This is a genomic window from Frigoriflavimonas asaccharolytica (assembly GCF_013294015.1).
GTDB lineage: Bacteria > Bacteroidota > Bacteroidia > Flavobacteriales > Weeksellaceae > Frigoriflavimonas > Frigoriflavimonas asaccharolytica.
On sequence record NZ_JABSNO010000031.1, the window covers coordinates 1 to 19,930 of the forward strand.

Here is a 19,930-nt window from a genome sequence, read left to right on the forward strand (position 1 = left end):
TTTACTCTGCACAACTCTTCTGTAGTTGTACCATTTTCGTAATCCTTTAAAATTTTAGCAATTTGCTCCGGACTAAATCTGCTTCTTTTCATAATTTTATTTTACAATTTAAAGTTAGTATTTTTATACTTCTAAATTGTACTGTTTTTGGGGGAGCCTACAAACACATGAATATTAATTTTCAAGATTTTGTAAATAATTATCGCGTTGAAGAATTTGTAAAACGACTGAAAAACGACCAGAATAAGCAATTTACACTTCTTGCAATCGCCACAGATGTAGGCTTTAATAGCAAATCTTCTTTTAACGCTATCTTCAAGAAAACCAAAGGGTTAACGCCAACACAATTCAAAAATAATCTTTCCAAGAACGCCTAATATGTGCCAAAAGGTTAATCTATACTACCATAATTTTTGGCATGCTAAAAACCTTTCGATATTTGCTCATTAATTAAAATTATTACGCAAGATGTCATTAGTTAAAAGGTCAAGTATTTCAACACAATCTATTCAAAAATTAACAATATGGAAATTTATTTTCTGTTTCATTTTTATTAATTTTTCTACTCATATTTCAGCACAAGAAACGGATTCGCTTTCTTTCATAAAATCAAAAAGAATGTCTAATGAAGATTTGGCAAAGAAAAAAGAAGGAAAATTTGTAACAGGAATTCCAGATTTTTCTTCAGATCCTGTCACCGGATTTGGCTTTGGAGTTCGTGGTAATATTTATTGGAATGGAGAGCGGGAAAATCCACTTTTTCCGTACACGCCTTATTTAGCAAAATTAAAAGTGAATGCGGCCTATTATACTTCCAATGCAAGAGAATTGGCGATGTCTTTGGATGTTCCATATTATAAAGGTACAAGATGGAGATTTAAAATAGACTTGAAAGCGCAACAAAATCCCGCAAATTTATACTTCGGACTTACTGAAAATACACTTGGAGATTTAAGTTTGCCATCAGATCCAAATACTACATTTTCTACTTACAAAGAATATGATGAAGCCAGAAAAACACTTCGTGCAGGAGAAATTGGAGAAGCACTTTTTGTGACAGATGCACTCTCGAATAGATTTCGAGAAACAGAATATATGCTCAATTTAAAAGCAGATTACGCTTTGGGCAACGGAAAATGGAGAATAATGGCTGGTTATGAAATTCAGAATTTGAAGTATAAAACATTTGAAGGCGAAGATGCAGAAGCCATAAATACTGCAACAGGCGAAGAAACTACGGCGCCAAATGGATTTTCATTATTAAAAAGAGATTTTGATCAAGGTAAAATTTCTGGTTTAAATGGCGGATGGATTTCGCTTTTACAAACTGCCTTGATATATGACACCAGAGATTTTGAACCAGATCCAACCAAGGGAATGTATTTTGAAATTGCCAATGAATATTCCAGTAAAGCCATAGGTTCTGCTTATAATTTTAACAAATTATTTCTACAAGCACGAGCATATAAAAAATTACCATTTGGAAAAAGAACCGTTTTGGCCGGTAGAATTGGCGTGGGAAATATTTTCGGTACCAAAGCACCTTTTTTTGAATTTCAAGACCAATGGAGTCCGGAAGGAAGCATCAACGCTTTGGGAGGAAAGCAATCTTTGCGCGGATACAGAGCCAATAGATTTTTAGCAAGGTCTATGTGGTTTACAAACTTTGAATTTCGCTACAGGATTGCTGAAACAAAAATCGCTAAGGAGAGATTCGCTTTTGGTGTTGCACCATTTTTTGACGCAGGAACAGTGCGAGACAAATGGCAAGATCTAAATTTTGAAAACATTAAGTTTTCTTACGGTATTGGAGCAAGAATTGCCTGGAATCAATCTACCATAATTTCTTTCGACTATGGAATTTCTAAAGAAGATAAATTATTTTACATCGGAATTGGGCAGGCATTTTAAGAAATTGTACAATTAATCTAGTTGTTTTTTTCCTCACCAGATTAACACAGATTTTTGCTTAGTCCCCAAGTTTTGTGCGTGATCCCCGATTTGTCCCCAAGTTGTGCGCCTAATTCCAAATTATCTCGCTCAACTTTGTAAAAACAAAAAATCTCTTAATTTCTTAAGAGATTTTTTTGCGATCCGGACGGGACTCGAACCCGCGACCACTTGCGTGACAGGCAAGTATTCTAACCAGCTGAACTACCGGATCTTTTACTTTTAACAGAAAACATATCTTGTTTTTTGTGATTGCAAATATACAACTTTTTTGCAGCTCTGCAAATCTTTTTTGAAAATAAATGCTTCCCAATACGGAAAGCACTTATTATCAGCGACATAAATTTACATATGTGCTGCTAATTTTTCTGCAATTAGCTCTTTTGGAGCTACACCTACAATTTTATCTACTACTTCTCCTCCTTTGAATATAAGAAGTGTAGGTATGTTTCTAATTCCATAGTCTTGCGATACTTGCTGATTGTTGTCTACATCAACTTTACCAACTACTGCTTTTCCTTCAAAATCTACAGCTACTTCGTCCACAATCGGTCCTACTGTTCTACATGGTCCACACCAAATAGCCCAAAAGTCTACCAAAACTGGTACTTCAGATTTTAATACTAATTCTTCAAACGTACTGTCTGTTATTTCTAATGCCATTTTTTTATTTTTTTAAATTGTTATACAAAACTACGGTTATTCTTTTAAAACTGTTTTGAAAGCCATCTATATTAGCATTCGGTTTTTTCTATAAGATGTTCCTCTACAATTATTTTTAAATTATCTACAAAATAATCTATCTCATCTTTGGTGGTATAATGGCTAAATGAAATTCGCAATGGTGTTCCGTTACCAATTTGGTCATCGTCCAAAAGCATCATCATCACCATAGATGGCGTAGAAGCGCCGGAAGAACAAGCGCTACCTTGGGAAATTGCAATTCCCTTCATATCTAATTTCATCCCAATCAAAGGCTCTTCAAAGGGCAAAAGAACACTCACCAATGTATATAGACTTTTATCCATTTCACCACTCCTACCATTAAACACAATACCAGGAACAGCTTCTTTCAAGCTAGAAATTGTGTAAGATTTAATTTCTTCCATTTCATTTCTATACTGCTCCATATTTGCTAACGAAAGCTCCAAAGCTTTCCCCAAACCTACAATACCACATACATTTTCTGTACCTGCACGCAGACTTCTTTCTTGTGGACCACCCGTTATCAAACTTTTTAGTTTGCTATTTTTTCTAATAAACGTGAAGCCATTACCTTTCGGACCATGGAATTTATGAGCACTGCAAGAGGCAAAATCTACTGGAATTTTAGAAAAATCCATTGGGTAATGTGCCATTGTTTGCACTGTATCTGTATGGAAAAGCGCTTCATTTTCTTTGCAGATATTGGCCACTTTTTCTATATCCAAAAGATTACCAACTTCATTGTTGGCGTGCATCAAGGTAACCAGAGTTTTCTTTTCGGAGTTTTTTAGTTTCGCTTCCAAGTCTTCTAAATCTATATCTCCCTTTTTGTTTGGTCGAAGATAGACAACCTCAATCTTTTTCTTATTTTTTAATTCCAAAACCGTTTCCGCAACGCATTTGTGCTCCATTGGTGAGGTAATGATCCTTTCTACACCCAAATTCTCAACACAAGATTTGATCACCATATTGTTGGATTCTGTACCACAAGATGTAAATACAATCTCTGCTGGAGAAACGTGAAGATATTCAGCAGCTTGCCTTCTCACATTTTCTATCAAAACCTTGGCTTCTTGTCCAAAACTGTGCGTAGAAGAAGGATTTCCGTAGTTATTTTTCAAAACAGATACCATTGCATCTATCACTTCTTCTGCAAGTGGTGTTGTAGCGGCATTGTCTAAATATACTTTTTGCATATTATTAAGTTCTAAATTAATTGATGATTAGTGAAAAAACTGAAAGTGACTTTCGTCTGCCCATTTTAGCATTGCAGAATCTCCAGAAGTATCTCCAAAAGCGATAGTTTTATCATACTTTTTACCAGAAATTGCCTCTTTTATTCTATTTACTTTCTCTATTTTATTACAATTTGCTCCTGCAAAATTTTTCGTTAATTGATCATTGATAAACTCTGCTTTAGTTGCCAATAATTCCATATTGAAATGCTTGGCAAAAGGTTGCACCCAAATATCTAAGGAAGCGCTTACAATATAGCTTTCTGTATTTTCTCGATCTATATTTTTAATAAAATCTAAAGCGTTTTCTCTGATGATTTGTGGAAATTCTGCCTCAAAAAATAGCTGAGATTTCTTTTCCAAAGATTGTTTTGTCTCATTTTTCAATACCTTAAAGATAAGGCTTTTTTTTACTTTCTCTGCTTCTGCCAATTTCAATTTCAACAATATGAAAAGCGGAACATGCAATGCAAATTGCATATAGAATTTCGTAGGATTACAAAATTTTAAAAATAAAAACATCGTGTCTTTGTACGTCAAAGTGCCATCAAAATCAAAAAAATACAATTTTTTCATTATTTATAATTTTAATTTCTTGAATATAAACTCAGGTATATTTCTGATAATTAGCATTATGATAGCCCAAATTGGCAGTACATACGCTACATTTTTTTTCTTTTTAAATGCATTGTATATAGAATCTGCGGCCTGTTTTGGTGTTGCAGTCAATTTTGGGTTTAAAGGCAAACCTTCTGTCATTTTTGTTTCCATAAAGCCAGGTTTTATTGTTAAAACATGAACATTATTTTTAAATAAAAAATTTCTCAATCCCGAAAGGTATGCTGTAAAACCTGCTTTTGCACTTCCGTATATAAAATTACTTTGCCTTCCTCTTTCTCCTGCAACGGAAGATAAAGCAATGATGGTTCCCGTCCTTTTCTGCTCCATTTTTTTAGCAAAATAAGTAATGAGTGGTATTAATTTTCCGTAATTAATATCTACAATTTTCTGTGTATTTTTTGAATTATACAATCCATCTTCTGTACTTTGCCCAAGATAACCAGTTGCGCAGAATAGCAAATTAGAATTTATATAATCTAATTTAGAATAATCTTCGGATTTTAAAATATCAAATTCTACAATTTCTGTTTGTTGTAGAAATTTAACATCCAGATGTTTTGCAAATTTTTCTGTAGTTTCTACGTTTGAAGTGAAGAGATAAATCTTCTCAAACTTCAATTTTTCTTTTAAAATTCTTTCTACAAAAGCTTGTGCAACTTCAGAATTGCTGCCTAAAACAATCATGATTTGGTATTATTTATCATTAAATTCATCATTGATTATTTATAATTCTTTTATGTTGCAAAGATACAAACTTCGGGTTATCTACATCTTGCAGATAATCTATGAGTGAAGATTTGCTCATGCTATCTTTTGTGAGGTAAATTCTCCCGCAATATCTTTCTACGATGGCATCTAATTTTTGCACTAGTTTTGGTAGCTTTTTATTTACTTTAAAATCTAATGCTAAGGTATAACCTTCTTGTGGAAAGCTGTTGAAAGCTTCGGGATTCGTTTTGCCAAATAATTTTAAAACAGCAAGGAAAGAACCATTTCCACTTTTCGCAATGGTTTGCAAAATTTCTCGCATTCCATCTTTTCCATTCTCTTTTGGTATTACCATTTGATATTGAATAAAACCCTTTTTGCCATAAATTTTATTCCAATCACTTAATATATCAAGCGGATAAAAATAGGGTTCATAATGAACGAAATTTTTGACTTCTTTTTTAGTTTGTTTATTGTAGAACAAAAGATTAAATAATTTTACAGAAAATTTATTTAATATAAAATTTGGAAAATAAAACGGAATAGCGAATGCATTTCCTTTCTTCATTTTCAGCGCATTTCCTTGCAATTTTGCGGGCAGTTCATGCTTGAAAGCATGTTCGCCTCTCAACATAATGCTTCTACCGAGATTTTTTCCTGTTTGCAGACAGTCTATCCACGCTACATTGTAAGTCCAAGATTCGCTATCATCAAAAAGTTGAAAAATTTCGTCTAGATTTTCCGCCTTAATGCTTTCTTGCCTTATGTAAACGGATTCTATATTTTTTAATTTAAATTTTGCAGAAACTATAATTCCCGTCAATCCCATTCCACCGATAGTTGCCCAAAATTTTTCTGAATTCTCTTCTCTAGAGCAAGTAATTAATTCTGCATGCTCATTTATTAATTGAAAAGAAACCACGTATTCTGAAAAGCAACCTTCTGCATGATGATTTTTCCCATGAACATCTGAGGCTATTGCTCCACCGATGCTAATAAATTTTGTACCCGGCGAAACGTAAAGAAAATAACCTTGTGGCACAGAAACTTCTAAAACTTCGGAAAGTAAAACGCCAGATTCGCATTCTAAAACACCGTTTAATCTATCAAAAGAAATCATTTTATTAAGCCTTTTGGTAGAGAAAATATGCTCTCCAAGAGATGCATCTCCGTAGCATCTGCCGTTTCCACGAGCGATGACTTCATTATTAACCCTTACAAATTCTTTTATTTTATCTATTGAATCTTCCGATTTTATTTCTTTTTCTACGACGGGAAAATTACCCCAATTCGTAACTTCTTTTACAAAATTCTGCTTCATTATTTTAAAAAATTTTGATCATAAATTAATATTAAGAAGCTGAAAACCCAAAGTACTATAGTGATTTGTATGTATCTGTCTTTATACACAATTTTGGTTGGCGATTCTGTTTTATTATATACTAGAGTTTGCTGCAGATATCTTAGAAATGCAAAAACCACAAATATTACTGTATAGAAAACCTTTTGCCCAAATCGTTGCTGTACTTCTGGTGTAAGGGTAAACATGAGATAACAAATAATTGCTAGCGTAACGGAAATGGATAATGCAATATCTGCAAACTGCACATTGTATCCATCCAAAGATTTTCTTGTTTTGCCAGAGAGTTGTGCATTTATTAGTTCTCCTCGCCTTTTACCTAGAGCAAGCACTAATGCTAGTACGAACGTAAGTAAAATTGCCCATTGTGATATTGGAATTCCAGTGAAATATCCACCCGCCAAAATTCGCAATACAAAACCAATAGCTATAAGACAAACATCTATAATTGCAACATGTTTTAGTTTAAAAGTATAGGCAATATTCATCACAAAATAGAATCCTACGATGTAAGAAAACCTCAACAAATTGGATTTAAAATAATTTTGCGCAAAGAAAATAAGGGCAATATCTGCTACTAATAACAATATTAAAATAGCGATGGCCGTTTTTTTAGAAATCGCTCCACTGGCTAAAGGCCTATCTTTTTTATCAGGGTGTTTTCTATCTGATTCTATATCCGAATAATCATTAATAATATAAATACTGCTTGCAGCGAGAGAAAAAATAATGAATGCAAAAACACTTTGTAGAAAAAGTGCAGAATTCATCAAATTTGCTGAGAAAAATAGGGGTAGAAAAACGAAAGTATTTTTCACCCATTGTTCTACTCGCAGAAGCTTTAAATATTTAATCATTAAGTGTTTTAAAATAAAGTGCAAAAATAAGAATTATAAATGAAAAAAACCGCCGAAGCGGTTTTTGTATGTATGATATGCGATAGTTCTTATTGTTGAGACTCTTGTATCATTTTTTCGTTGGCGGTGATGGCAAATTCTACCCTTCTATTTTTTGCTCTTCCCATATCTGTGTCGTTTGTAGCAACTGGATCCGCTTCACCCATTCCCATAGAGAACATTCTACTAGATGCAACGCCGTGAGAAGAAAGATATGCTTTTACGGCATTTGCTCTTCTTTCAGATAATTTTTGATTGTAATCGTCTGCACCTTTGCTATCTGTATAACCGTAAATATTAATATTTGTATCTGGATTATTCTCTAAAATGGTTGCTAATTTATCTAATTGTTGCTTTCCTTCGGTTGATAAGTTTGAAGAATCAAAAGCAAAATTTACAAGACTTTCTGGCAAGGTAATTTTGATACCATCTCCTACTCTCTCAACTTCTGCACCTGGCAAAGTTTGTTTTATTTCTTTGGCTTGCTTATCCATCTTATTACCGATTACATTACCGGCAACTCCACCAATTACTCCACCAAGCACTGCACCTAAAGCGCCATTTCCTCCTTTACCTACATTATTTCCAAGGATTCCACCTAATACTGCACCACCAACAGCTCCTGCTGCGGTACCACGTTGTTGGTTGTTAGAATTTTTCACAGCTTCACAATTCGTTAAAGATAATGTGGAAGCTAGAAAGGTTGCTGCTATAATTGTACTTTTTATTTTCATAATATTTTTTTTAATGTTTGTGTTCAGATTATTGTTTCATTCCTGTTCTTTGGAAATTGTAAACCACATTTACAGTTTCTCCTTCAAAAGGGATGCTAGATTGTAGAGAAAATTGGTCTGTACTTTGGCTAATTAAAGTCATTTGGTATCCTACAACATTATTTTTAGCTTTTTCTCCTGCCATAATTTTCTTGAACAAAAAAGTGTTGCCATTTTCTACTTCAAATTTAATTGGCTGAATAATACTTGGACAGTTTCCTTTGGAATTGATGGTATAGGATCCAGTATAATTATTTGGAATTAATGTCCAATGGCTTCCTACGAAACAATTGGCATCTATATTTTCATCAAATGGTTTTATCTTCAAACCTTTTGCGTAGTCTATACTCGTAATTTCCCATTCTCCTTTCATTGCTAAAAATTCTTTTCTGTCTTCTTGTTTGGTTTCCGCTTTCTTCACGGTAGCACAAGAGGTAAGAAAGCTTACGGCAATAATTCCTGATAATAGATATTTTTTCATAGTTATAATTTTTATAGTTTAAAGTTACCGAAAAATTATGCCAAAGAAAGAATTTTTAACAAAAAAAATCCGCTTTCGCGGATTTTTGCAACAATTTTTATATGTTCTATAAAATTATTTTCTTTTTACAGCTTTTTTAGTCTTTGTAGATTTTTTCGCAGCCGCTTTTCTCATATAGAAATTATTATAAGCATATTCTGCAGCTTTTGCTACATCTATTACACCTCCGCTTCTAGAAATTTGATCGAAGGTTTTCTTATCGTCATTTGGCAGTTTAGCATCTACAGTAGATTTATTGCTTGTATTCACTAATGCCTCTATTAATTGATAAGGTTTTAGATTTGGCATATAAGCCAAAAGTACCGCAGCAGCACCAGCTACAACTGGAGAAGCCATAGATGTTCCTTGTAGGTATTGATATTTACCGTCTATTACTGTAGAATAAATTTCTTGTCCTGGCGCAAAAACGTCAACCATTTTTCCGTTGTAATTAGAGAATCCAGCTCTTAAAGATTCCGGATCATCTGTACTCGCTCCTACCGTAATAAGATTTGTAAGAAAAGATTTTTCGTCTGTTGGGCTTTTAAAATTTGTTGGGTAATGGATATCAACCTCTATATCTTCATTATCATTTCCAGAAGCTTTTACTAAAAGAACTCCTTTATCTTGTGCATATTTGAAGGCATCCCAAACATATTGCTTACCTGGGGAAACAGATTTCCCAAAACTCATGTTCAAAATTTTCGCACCATTATCTACTGCATATTTTATAGAATTTGCAACATCTTTATCTCTTTCATCACCATTTGGCACTGTTCTAACGGTCATTATTTTCGCTACTTTGCTTGCAACTCCATATTGTACTTCCCCATCATGTGGCAAACCAGCGATGATACCAGAAACGTGAGTTCCGTGCAATGCATCTGGACCTTCGTAATGGTTGTTCCCGTAGTTTTTCTCAGAATAATCTGCATAGTTATCACCTACCAATTCTGCTCTTGGATCAAAAGTAAGACTGTATTGTTGGTTTGCTTGTGCTCCGTAATAATCTAAACCACCTTGTATTTGTTCCGTAACCATGCTAGAAATTTCCGTAGAATTTTTTCCCATCATTCCAGGACCTTTAGAAATATTGCTCAACAATTCTGCTGCGAAAGTTTCATCAGAGTTTGCTGGCTTTAATCCTGCAATTAATTCTGGTGAAAGCGTTTTGCCATCCATTAATTTTACTATTGTAGGAATAGCAAGATTAATCTGATTCATTCTTTGGTAATTCTTCTTTGCTTTTTCGCCTTCAGTTTCAAATATACCTTTCGCTTTCATATACATTGCGAATTCTTCTGGCATCTTTGCTTGGTTAGCCTTGTTTGTAGCAGTAGCTCCGCCTTCAAACATTGGCTTATATATTTTGTAAACTCTAGTTATTTCTAGATTGTCTGCATCTACATCTCCATTTTTGCCACCAATAAAATTCCATCCGTGAATATCATCTATATAGCCGTTTTTATCATCATCTATTCCGTTATTTGGAATTTCATTAGGGTTTTTCCACATATTGCCAATCAAACCTGGATGATCTACTTCTACACCACTGTCTAAAACACCAACTACTACAGTTTTTGGTTTTAGTCCTTTAGATTCTAAAAATTTGTAAGCGTTTTCGGTATTCACACCATAGATTCCTGTTGTTTTAAAATCTTTGTGATACCAAGTCATCATGTCTTTATCCATTGCTGGTTCTGCTGATTCTTGTGCGAAAGAGAAACCAAATGCTAGAAATGATGCCGCTATAAGAAATTTGTTCATTTTTATATTTTTTTTAAATTATATTTTTAAGATAAGTAATTGATTCTGGTCCTTTGTTACAAACGAGATCTATAATTGATAAATCTTTTAAAAATCCATATTTGTCTGTAAACAGTTGGTAATAATCTTCCATCTGAAATTCTGTTTCTTTTTTTGTAGAAAAATAATTTCGAAAATCTTCAGCTTGTGGAATTTTCTCGTAATCACTATTCAAAGAATATGCCTTTTCTGTTTTTAGCATCTTTTGGATGATGGAAATACTCTTTAAATTTAGATCTAAAAGGAATTTTTCTTCTTTTTTATAAATTTCAATAAGCTGATCTTCGTAAAATTCAAAATAGGGAGAACTTTGGTAAGCACTTTTCAGCGATTTCCAATGGTGTTTTTGCCAATGGTCTGCGTAAGAAATTTTGAGATCTTTAAAAGTTCTGCCACCTGAATGGTCTGTAGGAATAATTAAAGACAATTTTCCATTTGCACCGTAAATATTTGTTCTATTTCTATAGGTTTGCTTCGGGAAATTTTCCATTTGTTCTATAGAAATCTCGTTTTCTGATTGTAGAAAAACTGAAAACCACGAAATTGGTGGAAAATAAAAGGCTGGAAGAAGGATATTTTGCTTGATGATAATTTGGGTTTAAGGTTGGATTTTAAAAGTGTTTTAGAGTAAAATTCTTATTTAGTCTTAATGACACCAACACTTAATTTAAAAACCATTAAGGCATTAAGTTTCATTAAGACTTCAATGTGTCACTGGTAAAATAGCAGATTTTATTTTAAATTATGAATAAAATAACTTTATTTTTTAAAGTTATAATCACCTTTCAATCTGTCTATAACTGCGCCCCGACTTGAATGAAGCTCTTTTTTCTTTATTTTTTACAAAAAAAGAAAAAAAGCGGGAATGGAAGGCGGATAAAGGCGCCCAAATAAATATAAAAAAATGATTAATATTTTTAATATCAATCACTTTTTACCTGCTCTATTCCTCTTCTTCTTTCTTTTTCCAAAGTCTAGAAATATAATCCCAACCGAAGAAAATAACTAAAATTCCTGCAGCCAACCACCAATAGGAAGTTTTGTTGGCTTCGCCGGTATTTGTAGCTTTGAACATACGATCCCATCTAACTTTCTTTCCATTTGCTTGGTAGTCTGAGTTGGCATCATCAAACAAACCTTCTACGGAAAGCCATGTAAACATTGGTTTTCCTACTATGTTTTCTTCTGGCACAAAACCGAAAAAACGCGCATCTAGAGAAGCATCTCTGTTATCCCCAATCATCATATAATAATTTTGACCGATGGTATATTGTGTTGATTCTTTGCCATCTACAAATATCTTCCCACCTTTATTTTCTAATTGATGGTGTTCATATTCTGAAATAATCCATTGATATTCTGGCAAAGTTTCTTGGTTTAGTTGCACTACATCTCCTTTTTTTGGAATTTTCAGAGGACCGTAGTTGTCTGTATTCCAACCTTTATTGATAGGGAAAATGGAATTTGAGGAATCTATATTTTTAGTATAGCCGTTTTTGTCTGCATTTAATTTGTACGTAATTCCACCCTCGTTTTTATCAGAAATTTCTTCTTGTATGGAAACTACCTTATCCATTTGTTTGAAATCTGCAACGCGCTCATCCGTTAAACTTAAGCGATAGACTACGTTTGCTGGATTGAGGTTGTATTTCTTTTGATTATCTACATAATACTGCGTTTGCTGGCTAATCTCACTTACTGGAATAAATTCCATTTGTTCGTAAATAGAAGGAAAATCTAGCTGACTGCTCGCTTGCATTATGTAAGCGTGTTGTCTTTTCTGATCTCCCAAAACCACTTCTGGCTTATTATTCACAAATAATTTACCGGCTTTTATTTCTAAAACATCTCCCGCAACAGCTACACATCTTTTTACATAAGGATCTTTTCTATCTATAGCTGTATGCACAGAATCTTGTGGATAATTGAAGACTACAATATCGTTTCTTTCGACTTTGGACCAACCTGGTAGTCTTAAATAGGGTAATTTCACAGCGTCTACATAAGATTTTGGATCGTCTTTAGGATTTCCTTTTATACCCGTATCTTTTATGGTTCCTTGCAAAAATGGCAATGCTAATGGTCGCATTGGCATTCTGTAACCTAAACTTAATTTATCTACAAACAAGAAATCTCCTACCAAAAGCGTTCTTTCCATAGAACCAGTTGGAATCCCGAATGGTTGCGTAACGAAAGTATGAATAATAGTCGCAAAAACTACGGCGAAAGTAATGGAACCAATAAAGGAATCTTTTTCTTTTTTAGAGACTTCCCCTTCTAATAAAAATTCTGGCTCGGCAATTTCTGTTTCTTTTCCATAATTGACAATCGCCATATAGATAAAAGGTAGAAAAACCGTTAATAACTGTTCTAATGTCGAAACTTTACCAAATTTTCTCATCAAAAATAGGTGAAAAACGGACATCATAATAGGACCAACTATAGGAACGTAAGCTAGAATACACCACCAAGTAGAATGTTTGGTCGTTTTTAAAATTAAAAAATAATTGTAATATGGTACAAAGGCAAAAATGGGATTGTAACCCAGTTTTTTAAATAGTTTCCAAGTAGAAACTCCCATTAAAATACTTAATATAAGAATGTAGAAAGCATATTGTAAGATATAATCCATATTTGTACAAGATTTGGCAATTGCCGATTTTTATTTAATAATTTATGCGATTTTAGCAAAATTTCAACCGCAAAAGTAACAAAACATTTTAGTTGTTCAAAAGCTGACAAAAATTTAATTCAGAAGGAAACTAAACATTTTATCTTTTGGTAATTAGTTTAATAGAAAATTGATTTGTTACAACTGATAAGTTAATTTAAACCCAAAACATCTTTCATAGAAAATATACCTTGTTTACCTTGTATCCATTCCGCGGCGATAATTGCGCCCATTGCAAAACCGTTTCTATTAAAAGCAGTGTGTTTAATTTCTATTTCGTCTACTTCCGATCTATAGAAAACACTGTGTGTTCCTGGTACCTCATCTTTTCTGATGGCTTCGATTCCTAAATTATTTTTCTCGGTTTCTTCCAATTTCCATGAATCAAAAGTAGAATTATTTATGATAATATCTTCTGCCAACGAAATGGCAGTTCCACTTGGTGCATCTTTTTTGTGCGTGTGATGAATTTCTTCTAGTTGAATAGTATACTCTGGAAAATTGGCCATCAGATTGGCGAGTTTTCTATTTAAATCAAAAAATAAATTCACTCCCAAACTAAAATTAGAACCATATAGAAAAGCAGTATCATTTTCTATCGCTATCTTTTCTATTTCTGATTTTCTATCTAGCCATCCTGTAGTTCCGCAAATAACGGGTATTTTATTTTCCAGGCAAATTTTTATATTATTGAATGCTACCTCTGGATTAGAAAACTCTATAGCAACATCAGCATTATTTAAGGAAGATAATGTTGGGGTTTCTTTCAATTTTGCCACGATTTCATGACCTTTTTTGGTTGCTAAATCATCTATAATTTGGCCCATTTTTCCGTAACCAACTATTGCTATTTTCATGAAAATTAAAATTTATAATTTAATACAAATCCAGCTTTTGCTGGCTGAAAACCATATTGATTTTGTATCACTGTCGGCATTATTACAAGATCCGGATCATTTCTACCTTCGTACAAATGGGCATCTACAACAGCATCTACAATATTTAGAATGTACACCAAACTGGTGATTGCAATAGAATAATCTCTATATCTCTTTTGCTGATCTTGAAAATTGCCGAGCGCTTCTTTTGTAATTCCTGGAATATTCGAAAATTCGTGCGGCACGCCATTTAATTCTGCGATGAAAGCATCTCGATATTGTCTATACCTATTATCAAAAAAAATTGTGAAACCCACTCCAGTTCCTATTGCTCCTAAAACAATTGGGATTTTCCAATATTTTTTGTTGTAGTATTGACCCAAACCTGGCAAAACTGCAGAATACAGACCCGCTTTTGTTGGGCTAAATTTTGGTTTTGAGAAAGGCGCATTCACATTTTCTATATCAGAAATTACATCAACTTCTTTTTCAGATTTTGTAGAAATGGAATCTGTCGGAAGGTTTTTCACGCGAATGGTATCATTTCTATTCACTTGTGCAAAAGAAAATGTAGCTATAAATAATATTAAAAATGTTATTTTCATAATTGAAAATGCGTGAGAATATTTTGCAATTCTTCATCGTCTTTAAAGGATAAAACAATTTTTCCTTTATTTCCATTTGCCGTAGATTTTATTTCTACTTCAGTTTCAAAAATATCTGACAAAGATTTTTGCGCTTTTTTTAGATGATTTGGCAAAGATTTCACAGTTTTTGTGATAAGCTTTTTTGGATTTTTAAAAACATTTGCAGCTTGTTCTGCTTGGCGAACATTCAATTTTTCTTTAATTATTTTTTGAAAAATTTTCTCACGATCTTCATCATTATCCAAACTGATGATTGCTCTTCCATGTCCTGCAGAAATTTCTCCACTTCGGATGGCGTTTTGAACAGCAGGATTTAGTCTTAACAAACGTATGGAATTGGTAATGGTGCTTCTTTCTTTCCCAACTCTTTGGCTCAAAACTTCTTGAGTGAGGCCAATTTCATCCAACAATCTTTGATAAGTTAATGCAACTTCAATAGCATCTAAATCTTCTCTTTGGATGTTTTCTACCAACGCCATTTCTAGCATTTCTTGGTCGTTGGCTAATCTTATATATGCCGGAATACTCTTTAATCCTGCTATTTTAGAAGCACGGAATCTACGCTCTCCAGAAATAATCTCGAATCGGTTGTTTTCTTTTCTTAAGGTGATGGGCTGTATAATTCCCAAATTTTTGATGGATTGCGCAAGATCTGCTAAAGCTTGCTCATCAAAATGGGTTCTTGGTTGTGTAGGATTTGCGAAAATATCTTCTATCAAAACCTCCACAATATTACCCACAAATTTTTCTGCACCAGCATCGCTTGCAGAATGTACGGAGGCTTTGGATTCTGCACTTAAAATGGCGCCCAAACCTCTTCCCATTGCTCTTGTTTTATCTTTCATAAGTCCTTCAGCTACTTTATTTAAAAGTTAAAATTAATTCTTAACTAAATGTTCATTTTTAAGCAAAACCTCCTCTGCAAGTTGCAAATATTGTATGGATCCTTTGCATTCTGCATCATAGCTCAAAATACTTTCTCCAAAACTTGGTGCTTCACTTAAACGCACATTTCTATTGATGATTGTTTCAAAAACCATCTCTGGAAAATGCATATTTACCTCCTCCACTACTTGATTAGAAAGCCTTAATCTACTATCAAACATAGTTAAAAGCAAACCTTCTATATCTAAATCTTTGTTGTGAATTTTTTGAACATTTTTGATGGTGTTCAATAATTTCCCCAAACCTTCTAGCGCGAAATATTCGCATTGGATTGGGATTATTACAGAATCTGCTGCAGTAAGCGCATTGATGGTTATCAATCCTAAACTTGGTGCGCAATCTATAATAATGTAATCGTATTCTTTTCTTGCATCTTGCAAAGATTCTTTTAGTTGGTATTCTCGGTTTTCACGATCTACCAATTCAATTTCTGCAGCTACCAAATCTATATGAGACGGTACAATATCTACATTTGGAGAAGTGGTTTTTTGTACACAATCCAATACATCTGCACTACGCTCTAAAAGATTGTATGTAGAAAATTTTACTTCTTCTACTCCCAAACCAGAAGTTGCGTTGGCTTGTGGATCCGCATCAATAAGCAAAACTTTCTTTTCTAAAACTCCTAACGCTGCTGCAAGATTCACAGCAGTTGTGGTTTTCCCCACTCCACCCTTTTGATTTGCAATACCAATGATTTTCCCCATACTATTTGATTAAAAAACAAAAATACGTTTTTTTTGGAAGGACATTTAGTTAATTTAAAGTTAAACAATTTAAAAAGCTAGAAACCAATGCTTTACCTAAAAATAAAATTATCCACAATTTTCAAGTAATTGTGGATAATTATTAATTTAAAGATATAAATTCTTCCTTAGTCAAACTGCATAGAGATTGGCATTTTGAAAGCATAACGCACATTTTTTCCTTCTACTTGTGCAGGTATCCATTTTGCTTTTATTTTGTTAATGGTTTTTAAAGCTTCTAAATTAAAGTACTTATCCTTTCCATCTGCTTTGATATTAGAAATAGAACCATCTTTTTCAACCACAAAAGTAATGCTGGTTTTCATTAATTCCCCGCTCCCTTCAAAGCTTCCATTATCAAAATATTTCCCAACTTGATTTCTAAAAGCATCAATTCCACCAGGAAATTTAGCTTCTACATCTGGTGATATTACTACTGCATTATCATCAATCGGATTTACAAATGGCTTTGGAATTTGAATTTCTGGACCAACTGCCACTTTGATATCGGGCACAAGTATATTTAATTTTGTGTCTTTACCATCTTTGGTTTCAAAACCCAAAGCGGCATTTTCCATCTCAGATTTTTTTGCAATGGTTTTTTCTTTTTCTGCAGATTTGGTAGGAGTCGGAAGAAAAGCGTTTACTACTTTCACATCGGGTCGTGTTTGCTCGATTTTCACTGGTTTTGGCTTTACTATTTCATCCTTCGGAATTTCTATTAAAATTGGGGGAGGTAGCGTAAAAATATCTCCACCATCAATAGGTTTCGAGGAAAGTGAATTAACAATTAGCGGAATTGCAGCTATCGTGATAAAAGCAGATACACCAAAAAAAAGGGCTTTTTTCAGCATATTACTTTCCTCTGTGCGAAGATTGTAGGCACCATAATTTTTGTTTCTGTTTTCAAAAATTATTTCGTTGAGATTGTCTTGATGGAAATTAAATAGTTTCATCATTAATAGGATTAAGTTGGTTAATAAAAAATTAAAAATGATGATTGTTAGTTTTTAGGCTTTCTGCAGAAAGTATTTAGCGAAAATCAATAATCTTGCCAAATATTTATTTACCCTATAAAATTTTAATATTTTTTATGACAATCCTTTTAAAATAGATATTTAAAAAATCAACCAAAAAAAATTCTGCTTATAGCAGAATTTTTAATTTATTTTATTGAAAGTAATACCTAGAACAATTCTTTGCGAATAATATTTTGACTGCGTTCTGGTCCTACAGAAACTAAATAAACATTGATGCCAAGATATTGCTCGATAAATTCAATGTATTTTTTTGCGGTTATTGGCAATTCGTCGTAGCTTCTTACTTGCGTAAGATCTTCGTCCCAACCTTCTAATTCTTCAAATATTGGTTCGTAATTGTACAATTTTGTAGTTGATGAAGTGAAATAATCAATAATTTTCCCATCTTCAGTCTTATATTTTGTAGCAATTTTTAAGGGAAAAATTCCGCTTAAAACATCTAATTTAGTAATTACTAAATTATTGATTCCATTGATCATACAAGCGTGTTTCAAAGAAACCAAATCCAGCCAACCCGTTCTTCTTGGTCTTCCTGTAGTTGCTCCAAATTCCTTACCAATTTGTCGCATTTTTTCGCCTAAATCATTGTCTAATTCTGTAGGAAATGGACCTTCACCAACTCTTGTTGTGTACGCTTTAGCAACTCCAATTAAATTTTGCAAACTTGTAGGCGGAACTCCTGCTCCACTGCAAACTCCGCCTGTAGAAGGCGATGAAGACGTAACGTAAGGATAGGTTCCGAAATCTATATCCAACATTAATGCTTGCGCACCTTCAAACAAAACATTTTTTCCGCTTGCAATTGCTTGGTTCAGTTCTACTTCTGTATCTACAATTCTATCTTTTAGTTGATTTCCTAATTCTAAATATTCTTGGTAAATTTCTTCTACATCCAAGGTTGGTTTCTCAAAATATTTTTCGAACAAAGAATTTTTTACTCTTAAATTTTTTTCAATTTTTTCTCTTAAAACTTCCGGATTCAAAAGATCCACCATTCGGATTCCAACTCTGGCAATTTTATCTTCATAACAAGGTCCGATTCCTTTTTTGGTAGTTCCAATGTGCGTTCCGTTTTCTTCTTCTTCACGATACGTATCCATCAAAATATGATACGGCATTATTACGTGTGCTCTTCTGGAAATAAAAACATGATCTGTACGCAAACCTTTATCCGCAATTTGCCCAATTTCTTTCAAAAATGCTTTTGGATTTACCACTACTCCATTTGCGATGATACATTTGCCTTTGCACTGCAAAACTCCAGATGGCAAAAGATGCAACACAAATTTTTCTTCGCCCGCATAAACGGTATGTCCCGCATTATCACCACCTTGAAAGCGTACTACATAATCTGATTTTGCAGAAAGCACATCGGTGATTTTCCCTTTTCCTTCGTCGCCATATTGAAGTCCAACTACTACATAAGTCGCCATATTTTAGATAATTTAATGATTTTTACAAATTTAGTTTTAAAAATTTGGGTGGGCAAAAAATACTTGTATAGATAATGAATGATTTTGGAGACTGGAGTTTTAAATTGAAAATTTTCAATACATTTGAAAATACAATTTTATTAAAGAATTGCTAAAATATATTAATTTTCAAAAACAATATTGGAATTTTAAAAATTAAATAAATCTAAAATACATTCAAAATAAAATGCAAGAAAAAGCCAAAAATAAATTGATGAAAATAGCAGAAGAATATATACTAAAAAATGCTGGAAATCATGTTGAAGTAAGCAATACGGAGGATCATGATGATATCTTTGTTTTTGGCTACCAAGCTAAAGATAAAAAAGTATGTTTAGTAGGTCAAGGTCCAATACTTCTCATAAAAAAAGATGGGAGAATATTTGAATTTGGGAGTGCTACAGGAAAAAAACAAGCTTTAATTATTGTAATTAAAAAATTAAATAAGGAGAGATTAATAAGACTTTTTCAAGAAGATTATAATATTCAAAACAATAATTATGATTTGATAATTACTAATTTAGACAGTGATGATGATGAAGAACTTAACGATTTAATAACTGTTTTATTAAGAAACAAAATCTATTTTCTTGTACGTGATGAGAATAATAATGTGACACGTGAATATTATACTAAAGAGAAACTCGAAGAAACTTTAAAACAAACCCCCGTGAATTTGGGTGGTAATTTTTTTGAAAATTTAGAAGATGTTCTTATTGATTTAATAAATACTAGCATCTATTTTAGGTGGAAGCTTTCAGAAATTAAATAATTGATATTACACAAAAAGTTACTACCACAAAAAGTTCGCAATTAAAACTATCTTGCAATACCACCCAATTTTAAATTTTTCCCACTTCCAAAATAGAAGAATTTACAACCTAAAATATTCTAGTAAATTCTTTTTGAAATAAGTTTTTATAAACCTGACCGACCTCACAAAAATCTTTCATCAAA

General features: G+C 33.0%; 20 protein-coding genes, 1 tRNA gene and 1 pseudogene. 3 read left to right on the top strand and 19 right to left on the bottom strand.

Annotated elements, in window-relative coordinates; all coding sequences use genetic code 11:
- Positions 1-92: transposase (locus tag HNQ03_RS16275; RefSeq protein WP_173780418.1), on the bottom strand; the 92-nt coding region annotated here is incomplete at its 3' end.
- 69 nt (positions 93-161) lie between these two features.
- On the opposite strand from HNQ03_RS16275, the pseudogene HNQ03_RS14495 reads away from it, so the two are divergent.
- Positions 162-377, top strand: a pseudogene (locus HNQ03_RS14495) (helix-turn-helix domain-containing protein); the annotation flags it as partial.
- 91 nt (positions 378-468) lie between these two features.
- Positions 469-1,911, top strand: coding sequence for an Omp85 family outer membrane protein (gene omp85 / locus HNQ03_RS14500; protein ID WP_173780419.1), 1,443 nt, complete (start codon positions 469-471; stop codon positions 1,909-1,911).
- A 179-nt stretch (positions 1,912-2,090) separates the two neighbouring features.
- On the opposite strand, the gene HNQ03_RS14505 is transcribed toward omp85, so the two are convergent.
- From HNQ03_RS14505 to HNQ03_RS14590, 18 genes are all read right to left on the bottom strand, one after another.
- Positions 2,091-2,164, bottom strand: a tRNA-Asp gene (locus HNQ03_RS14505).
- 131 nt (positions 2,165-2,295) lie between these two features.
- Positions 2,296-2,613 (bottom strand): thioredoxin, encoded by a 318-nt coding sequence (gene trxA / locus HNQ03_RS14510; RefSeq protein ID WP_173780420.1) that lies wholly within the window; start codon positions 2,611-2,613, stop codon positions 2,296-2,298.
- Positions 2,614-2,684: 71 nt separating this feature from the next.
- Positions 2,685-3,851, bottom strand: coding sequence for a cysteine desulfurase family protein (locus tag HNQ03_RS14515; protein ID WP_173780421.1), 1,167 nt, complete (start codon positions 3,849-3,851; stop codon positions 2,685-2,687).
- Between the two features lie 27 nt (positions 3,852-3,878).
- The gene (locus HNQ03_RS14520; protein WP_173780422.1) at positions 3,879-4,466 is read right to left on the bottom strand and encodes an HAD family hydrolase; all 588 of its coding nucleotides are present in this window, start codon (positions 4,464-4,466) and stop codon (positions 3,879-3,881) included.
- 3 nt (positions 4,467-4,469) lie between these two features.
- Complete coding sequence (locus HNQ03_RS14525) at positions 4,470-5,195, bottom strand: SDR family NAD(P)-dependent oxidoreductase (protein WP_173780423.1); 726 nt, start codon at positions 5,193-5,195, stop codon at positions 4,470-4,472.
- Between the two features lie 28 nt (positions 5,196-5,223).
- Positions 5,224-6,540 carry an FAD-binding oxidoreductase gene (locus tag HNQ03_RS14530; RefSeq protein ID WP_173780424.1) on the bottom strand — a complete coding sequence of 439 codons (1,317 nt, stop codon included), beginning with the start codon at positions 6,538-6,540 and terminating at the stop codon, positions 5,224-5,226.
- Entirely contained in the window at positions 6,540-7,436 is an 897-nt protein-coding gene (locus HNQ03_RS14535) for a decaprenyl-phosphate phosphoribosyltransferase (protein ID WP_173780425.1), read from the bottom strand. The genes HNQ03_RS14530 and HNQ03_RS14535 overlap by 1 nt, the downstream gene beginning before the upstream one ends.
- Before the next feature lie 89 nt (positions 7,437-7,525).
- A complete protein-coding gene (locus tag HNQ03_RS14540) occupies positions 7,526-8,209 on the bottom strand; it encodes an OmpA family protein (protein ID WP_173780426.1) in 684 nt (227 codons plus the stop codon).
- A gap of 28 nt (positions 8,210-8,237) precedes the next feature.
- Positions 8,238-8,729 (bottom strand): lipocalin family protein, encoded by a 492-nt coding sequence (locus tag HNQ03_RS14545; protein ID WP_173780427.1) that lies wholly within the window; start codon positions 8,727-8,729, stop codon positions 8,238-8,240.
- Between the two features lie 114 nt (positions 8,730-8,843).
- Positions 8,844-10,535, bottom strand: coding sequence for a S8 family serine peptidase (locus tag HNQ03_RS14550; protein ID WP_173780428.1), 1,692 nt, complete (start codon positions 10,533-10,535; stop codon positions 8,844-8,846).
- A gap of 13 nt (positions 10,536-10,548) precedes the next feature.
- The gene (locus HNQ03_RS14555) at positions 10,549-11,163 is read right to left on the bottom strand and encodes a WbqC family protein (protein WP_173780447.1); all 615 of its coding nucleotides are present in this window, start codon (positions 11,161-11,163) and stop codon (positions 10,549-10,551) included.
- A 354-nt stretch (positions 11,164-11,517) separates the two neighbouring features.
- Entirely contained in the window at positions 11,518-13,206 is a 1,689-nt protein-coding gene (gene lepB / locus HNQ03_RS14560; RefSeq protein ID WP_173780429.1) for a signal peptidase I, read from the bottom strand.
- A 191-nt stretch (positions 13,207-13,397) separates the two neighbouring features.
- Positions 13,398-14,102 carry a 4-hydroxy-tetrahydrodipicolinate reductase gene (gene dapB, locus HNQ03_RS14565; RefSeq protein WP_173780430.1) on the bottom strand — a complete coding sequence of 235 codons (705 nt, stop codon included), beginning with the start codon at positions 14,100-14,102 and terminating at the stop codon, positions 13,398-13,400.
- Between the two features lie 5 nt (positions 14,103-14,107).
- Positions 14,108-14,728, bottom strand: coding sequence for a DUF5683 domain-containing protein (locus HNQ03_RS14570; protein WP_173780431.1), 621 nt, complete (start codon positions 14,726-14,728; stop codon positions 14,108-14,110).
- Complete coding sequence (locus HNQ03_RS14575; RefSeq protein ID WP_173780432.1) at positions 14,725-15,615, bottom strand: ParB/RepB/Spo0J family partition protein; 891 nt, start codon at positions 15,613-15,615, stop codon at positions 14,725-14,727. Before HNQ03_RS14575 ends, HNQ03_RS14570 begins: the two co-directional genes overlap by 4 nt.
- Before the next feature lie 33 nt (positions 15,616-15,648).
- On the bottom strand, positions 15,649-16,422 hold the full coding sequence (locus HNQ03_RS14580) for a ParA family protein (RefSeq protein WP_173780433.1): 774 nt from the start codon (positions 16,420-16,422) through the stop codon (positions 15,649-15,651).
- A 167-nt stretch (positions 16,423-16,589) separates the two neighbouring features.
- Positions 16,590-17,420, bottom strand: a complete 831-nt coding sequence (locus tag HNQ03_RS14585; RefSeq protein ID WP_173780434.1) for an energy transducer TonB — start codon at positions 17,418-17,420, stop codon at positions 16,590-16,592.
- Positions 17,421-17,647: 227 nt separating this feature from the next.
- Entirely contained in the window at positions 17,648-18,934 is a 1,287-nt protein-coding gene (locus HNQ03_RS14590) for an adenylosuccinate synthase (RefSeq protein WP_173780435.1), read from the bottom strand.
- Positions 18,935-19,160: 226 nt separating this feature from the next.
- Between HNQ03_RS14590 and HNQ03_RS14595 the strand changes: the two genes are divergently transcribed.
- Positions 19,161-19,745 (top strand): hypothetical protein, encoded by a 585-nt coding sequence (locus HNQ03_RS14595; RefSeq protein WP_173780436.1) that lies wholly within the window; start codon positions 19,161-19,163, stop codon positions 19,743-19,745.
- Positions 19,746-19,930: the final 185 nt, after the last annotated feature.

Coding starts and splice junctions, on each gene's coding strand:
- omp85 (WP_173780419.1), top strand. CDS start 469: ATGTCATTAGTTAAAAGGTCAAGTATTTCAACACAATCTATTCAAAAA.
- trxA (WP_173780420.1), bottom strand. CDS start 2,613: ATGGCATTAGAAATAACAGACAGTACGTTTGAAGAATTAGTATTAAAA.
- HNQ03_RS14515 (WP_173780421.1), bottom strand. CDS start 3,851: ATGCAAAAAGTATATTTAGACAATGCCGCTACAACACCACTTGCAGAA.
- HNQ03_RS14520 (WP_173780422.1), bottom strand. CDS start 4,466: ATGAAAAAATTGTATTTTTTTGATTTTGATGGCACTTTGACGTACAAA.
- HNQ03_RS14525 (WP_173780423.1), bottom strand. CDS start 5,195: ATGATTGTTTTAGGCAGCAATTCTGAAGTTGCACAAGCTTTTGTAGAA.
- HNQ03_RS14530 (WP_173780424.1), bottom strand. CDS start 6,540: ATGAAGCAGAATTTTGTAAAAGAAGTTACGAATTGGGGTAATTTTCCC.
- HNQ03_RS14535 (WP_173780425.1), bottom strand. CDS start 7,436: ATGATTAAATATTTAAAGCTTCTGCGAGTAGAACAATGGGTGAAAAAT.
- HNQ03_RS14540 (WP_173780426.1), bottom strand. CDS start 8,209: ATGAAAATAAAAAGTACAATTATAGCAGCAACCTTTCTAGCTTCCACA.
- HNQ03_RS14545 (WP_173780427.1), bottom strand. CDS start 8,729: ATGAAAAAATATCTATTATCAGGAATTATTGCCGTAAGCTTTCTTACC.
- HNQ03_RS14550 (WP_173780428.1), bottom strand. CDS start 10,535: ATGAACAAATTTCTTATAGCGGCATCATTTCTAGCATTTGGTTTCTCT.
- lepB (WP_173780429.1), bottom strand. CDS start 13,206: ATGGATTATATCTTACAATATGCTTTCTACATTCTTATATTAAGTATT.
- dapB (WP_173780430.1), bottom strand. CDS start 14,102: ATGAAAATAGCAATAGTTGGTTACGGAAAAATGGGCCAAATTATAGAT.
- HNQ03_RS14570 (WP_173780431.1), bottom strand. CDS start 14,728: ATGAAAATAACATTTTTAATATTATTTATAGCTACATTTTCTTTTGCA.
- HNQ03_RS14575 (WP_173780432.1), bottom strand. CDS start 15,615: ATGAAAGATAAAACAAGAGCAATGGGAAGAGGTTTGGGCGCCATTTTA.
- HNQ03_RS14580 (WP_173780433.1), bottom strand. CDS start 16,422: ATGGGGAAAATCATTGGTATTGCAAATCAAAAGGGTGGAGTGGGGAAA.
- HNQ03_RS14585 (WP_173780434.1), bottom strand. CDS start 17,420: ATGATGAAACTATTTAATTTCCATCAAGACAATCTCAACGAAATAATT.
- HNQ03_RS14590 (WP_173780435.1), bottom strand. CDS start 18,934: ATGGCGACTTATGTAGTAGTTGGACTTCAATATGGCGACGAAGGAAAA.
- HNQ03_RS14595 (WP_173780436.1), top strand. CDS start 19,161: ATGCAAGAAAAAGCCAAAAATAAATTGATGAAAATAGCAGAAGAATAT.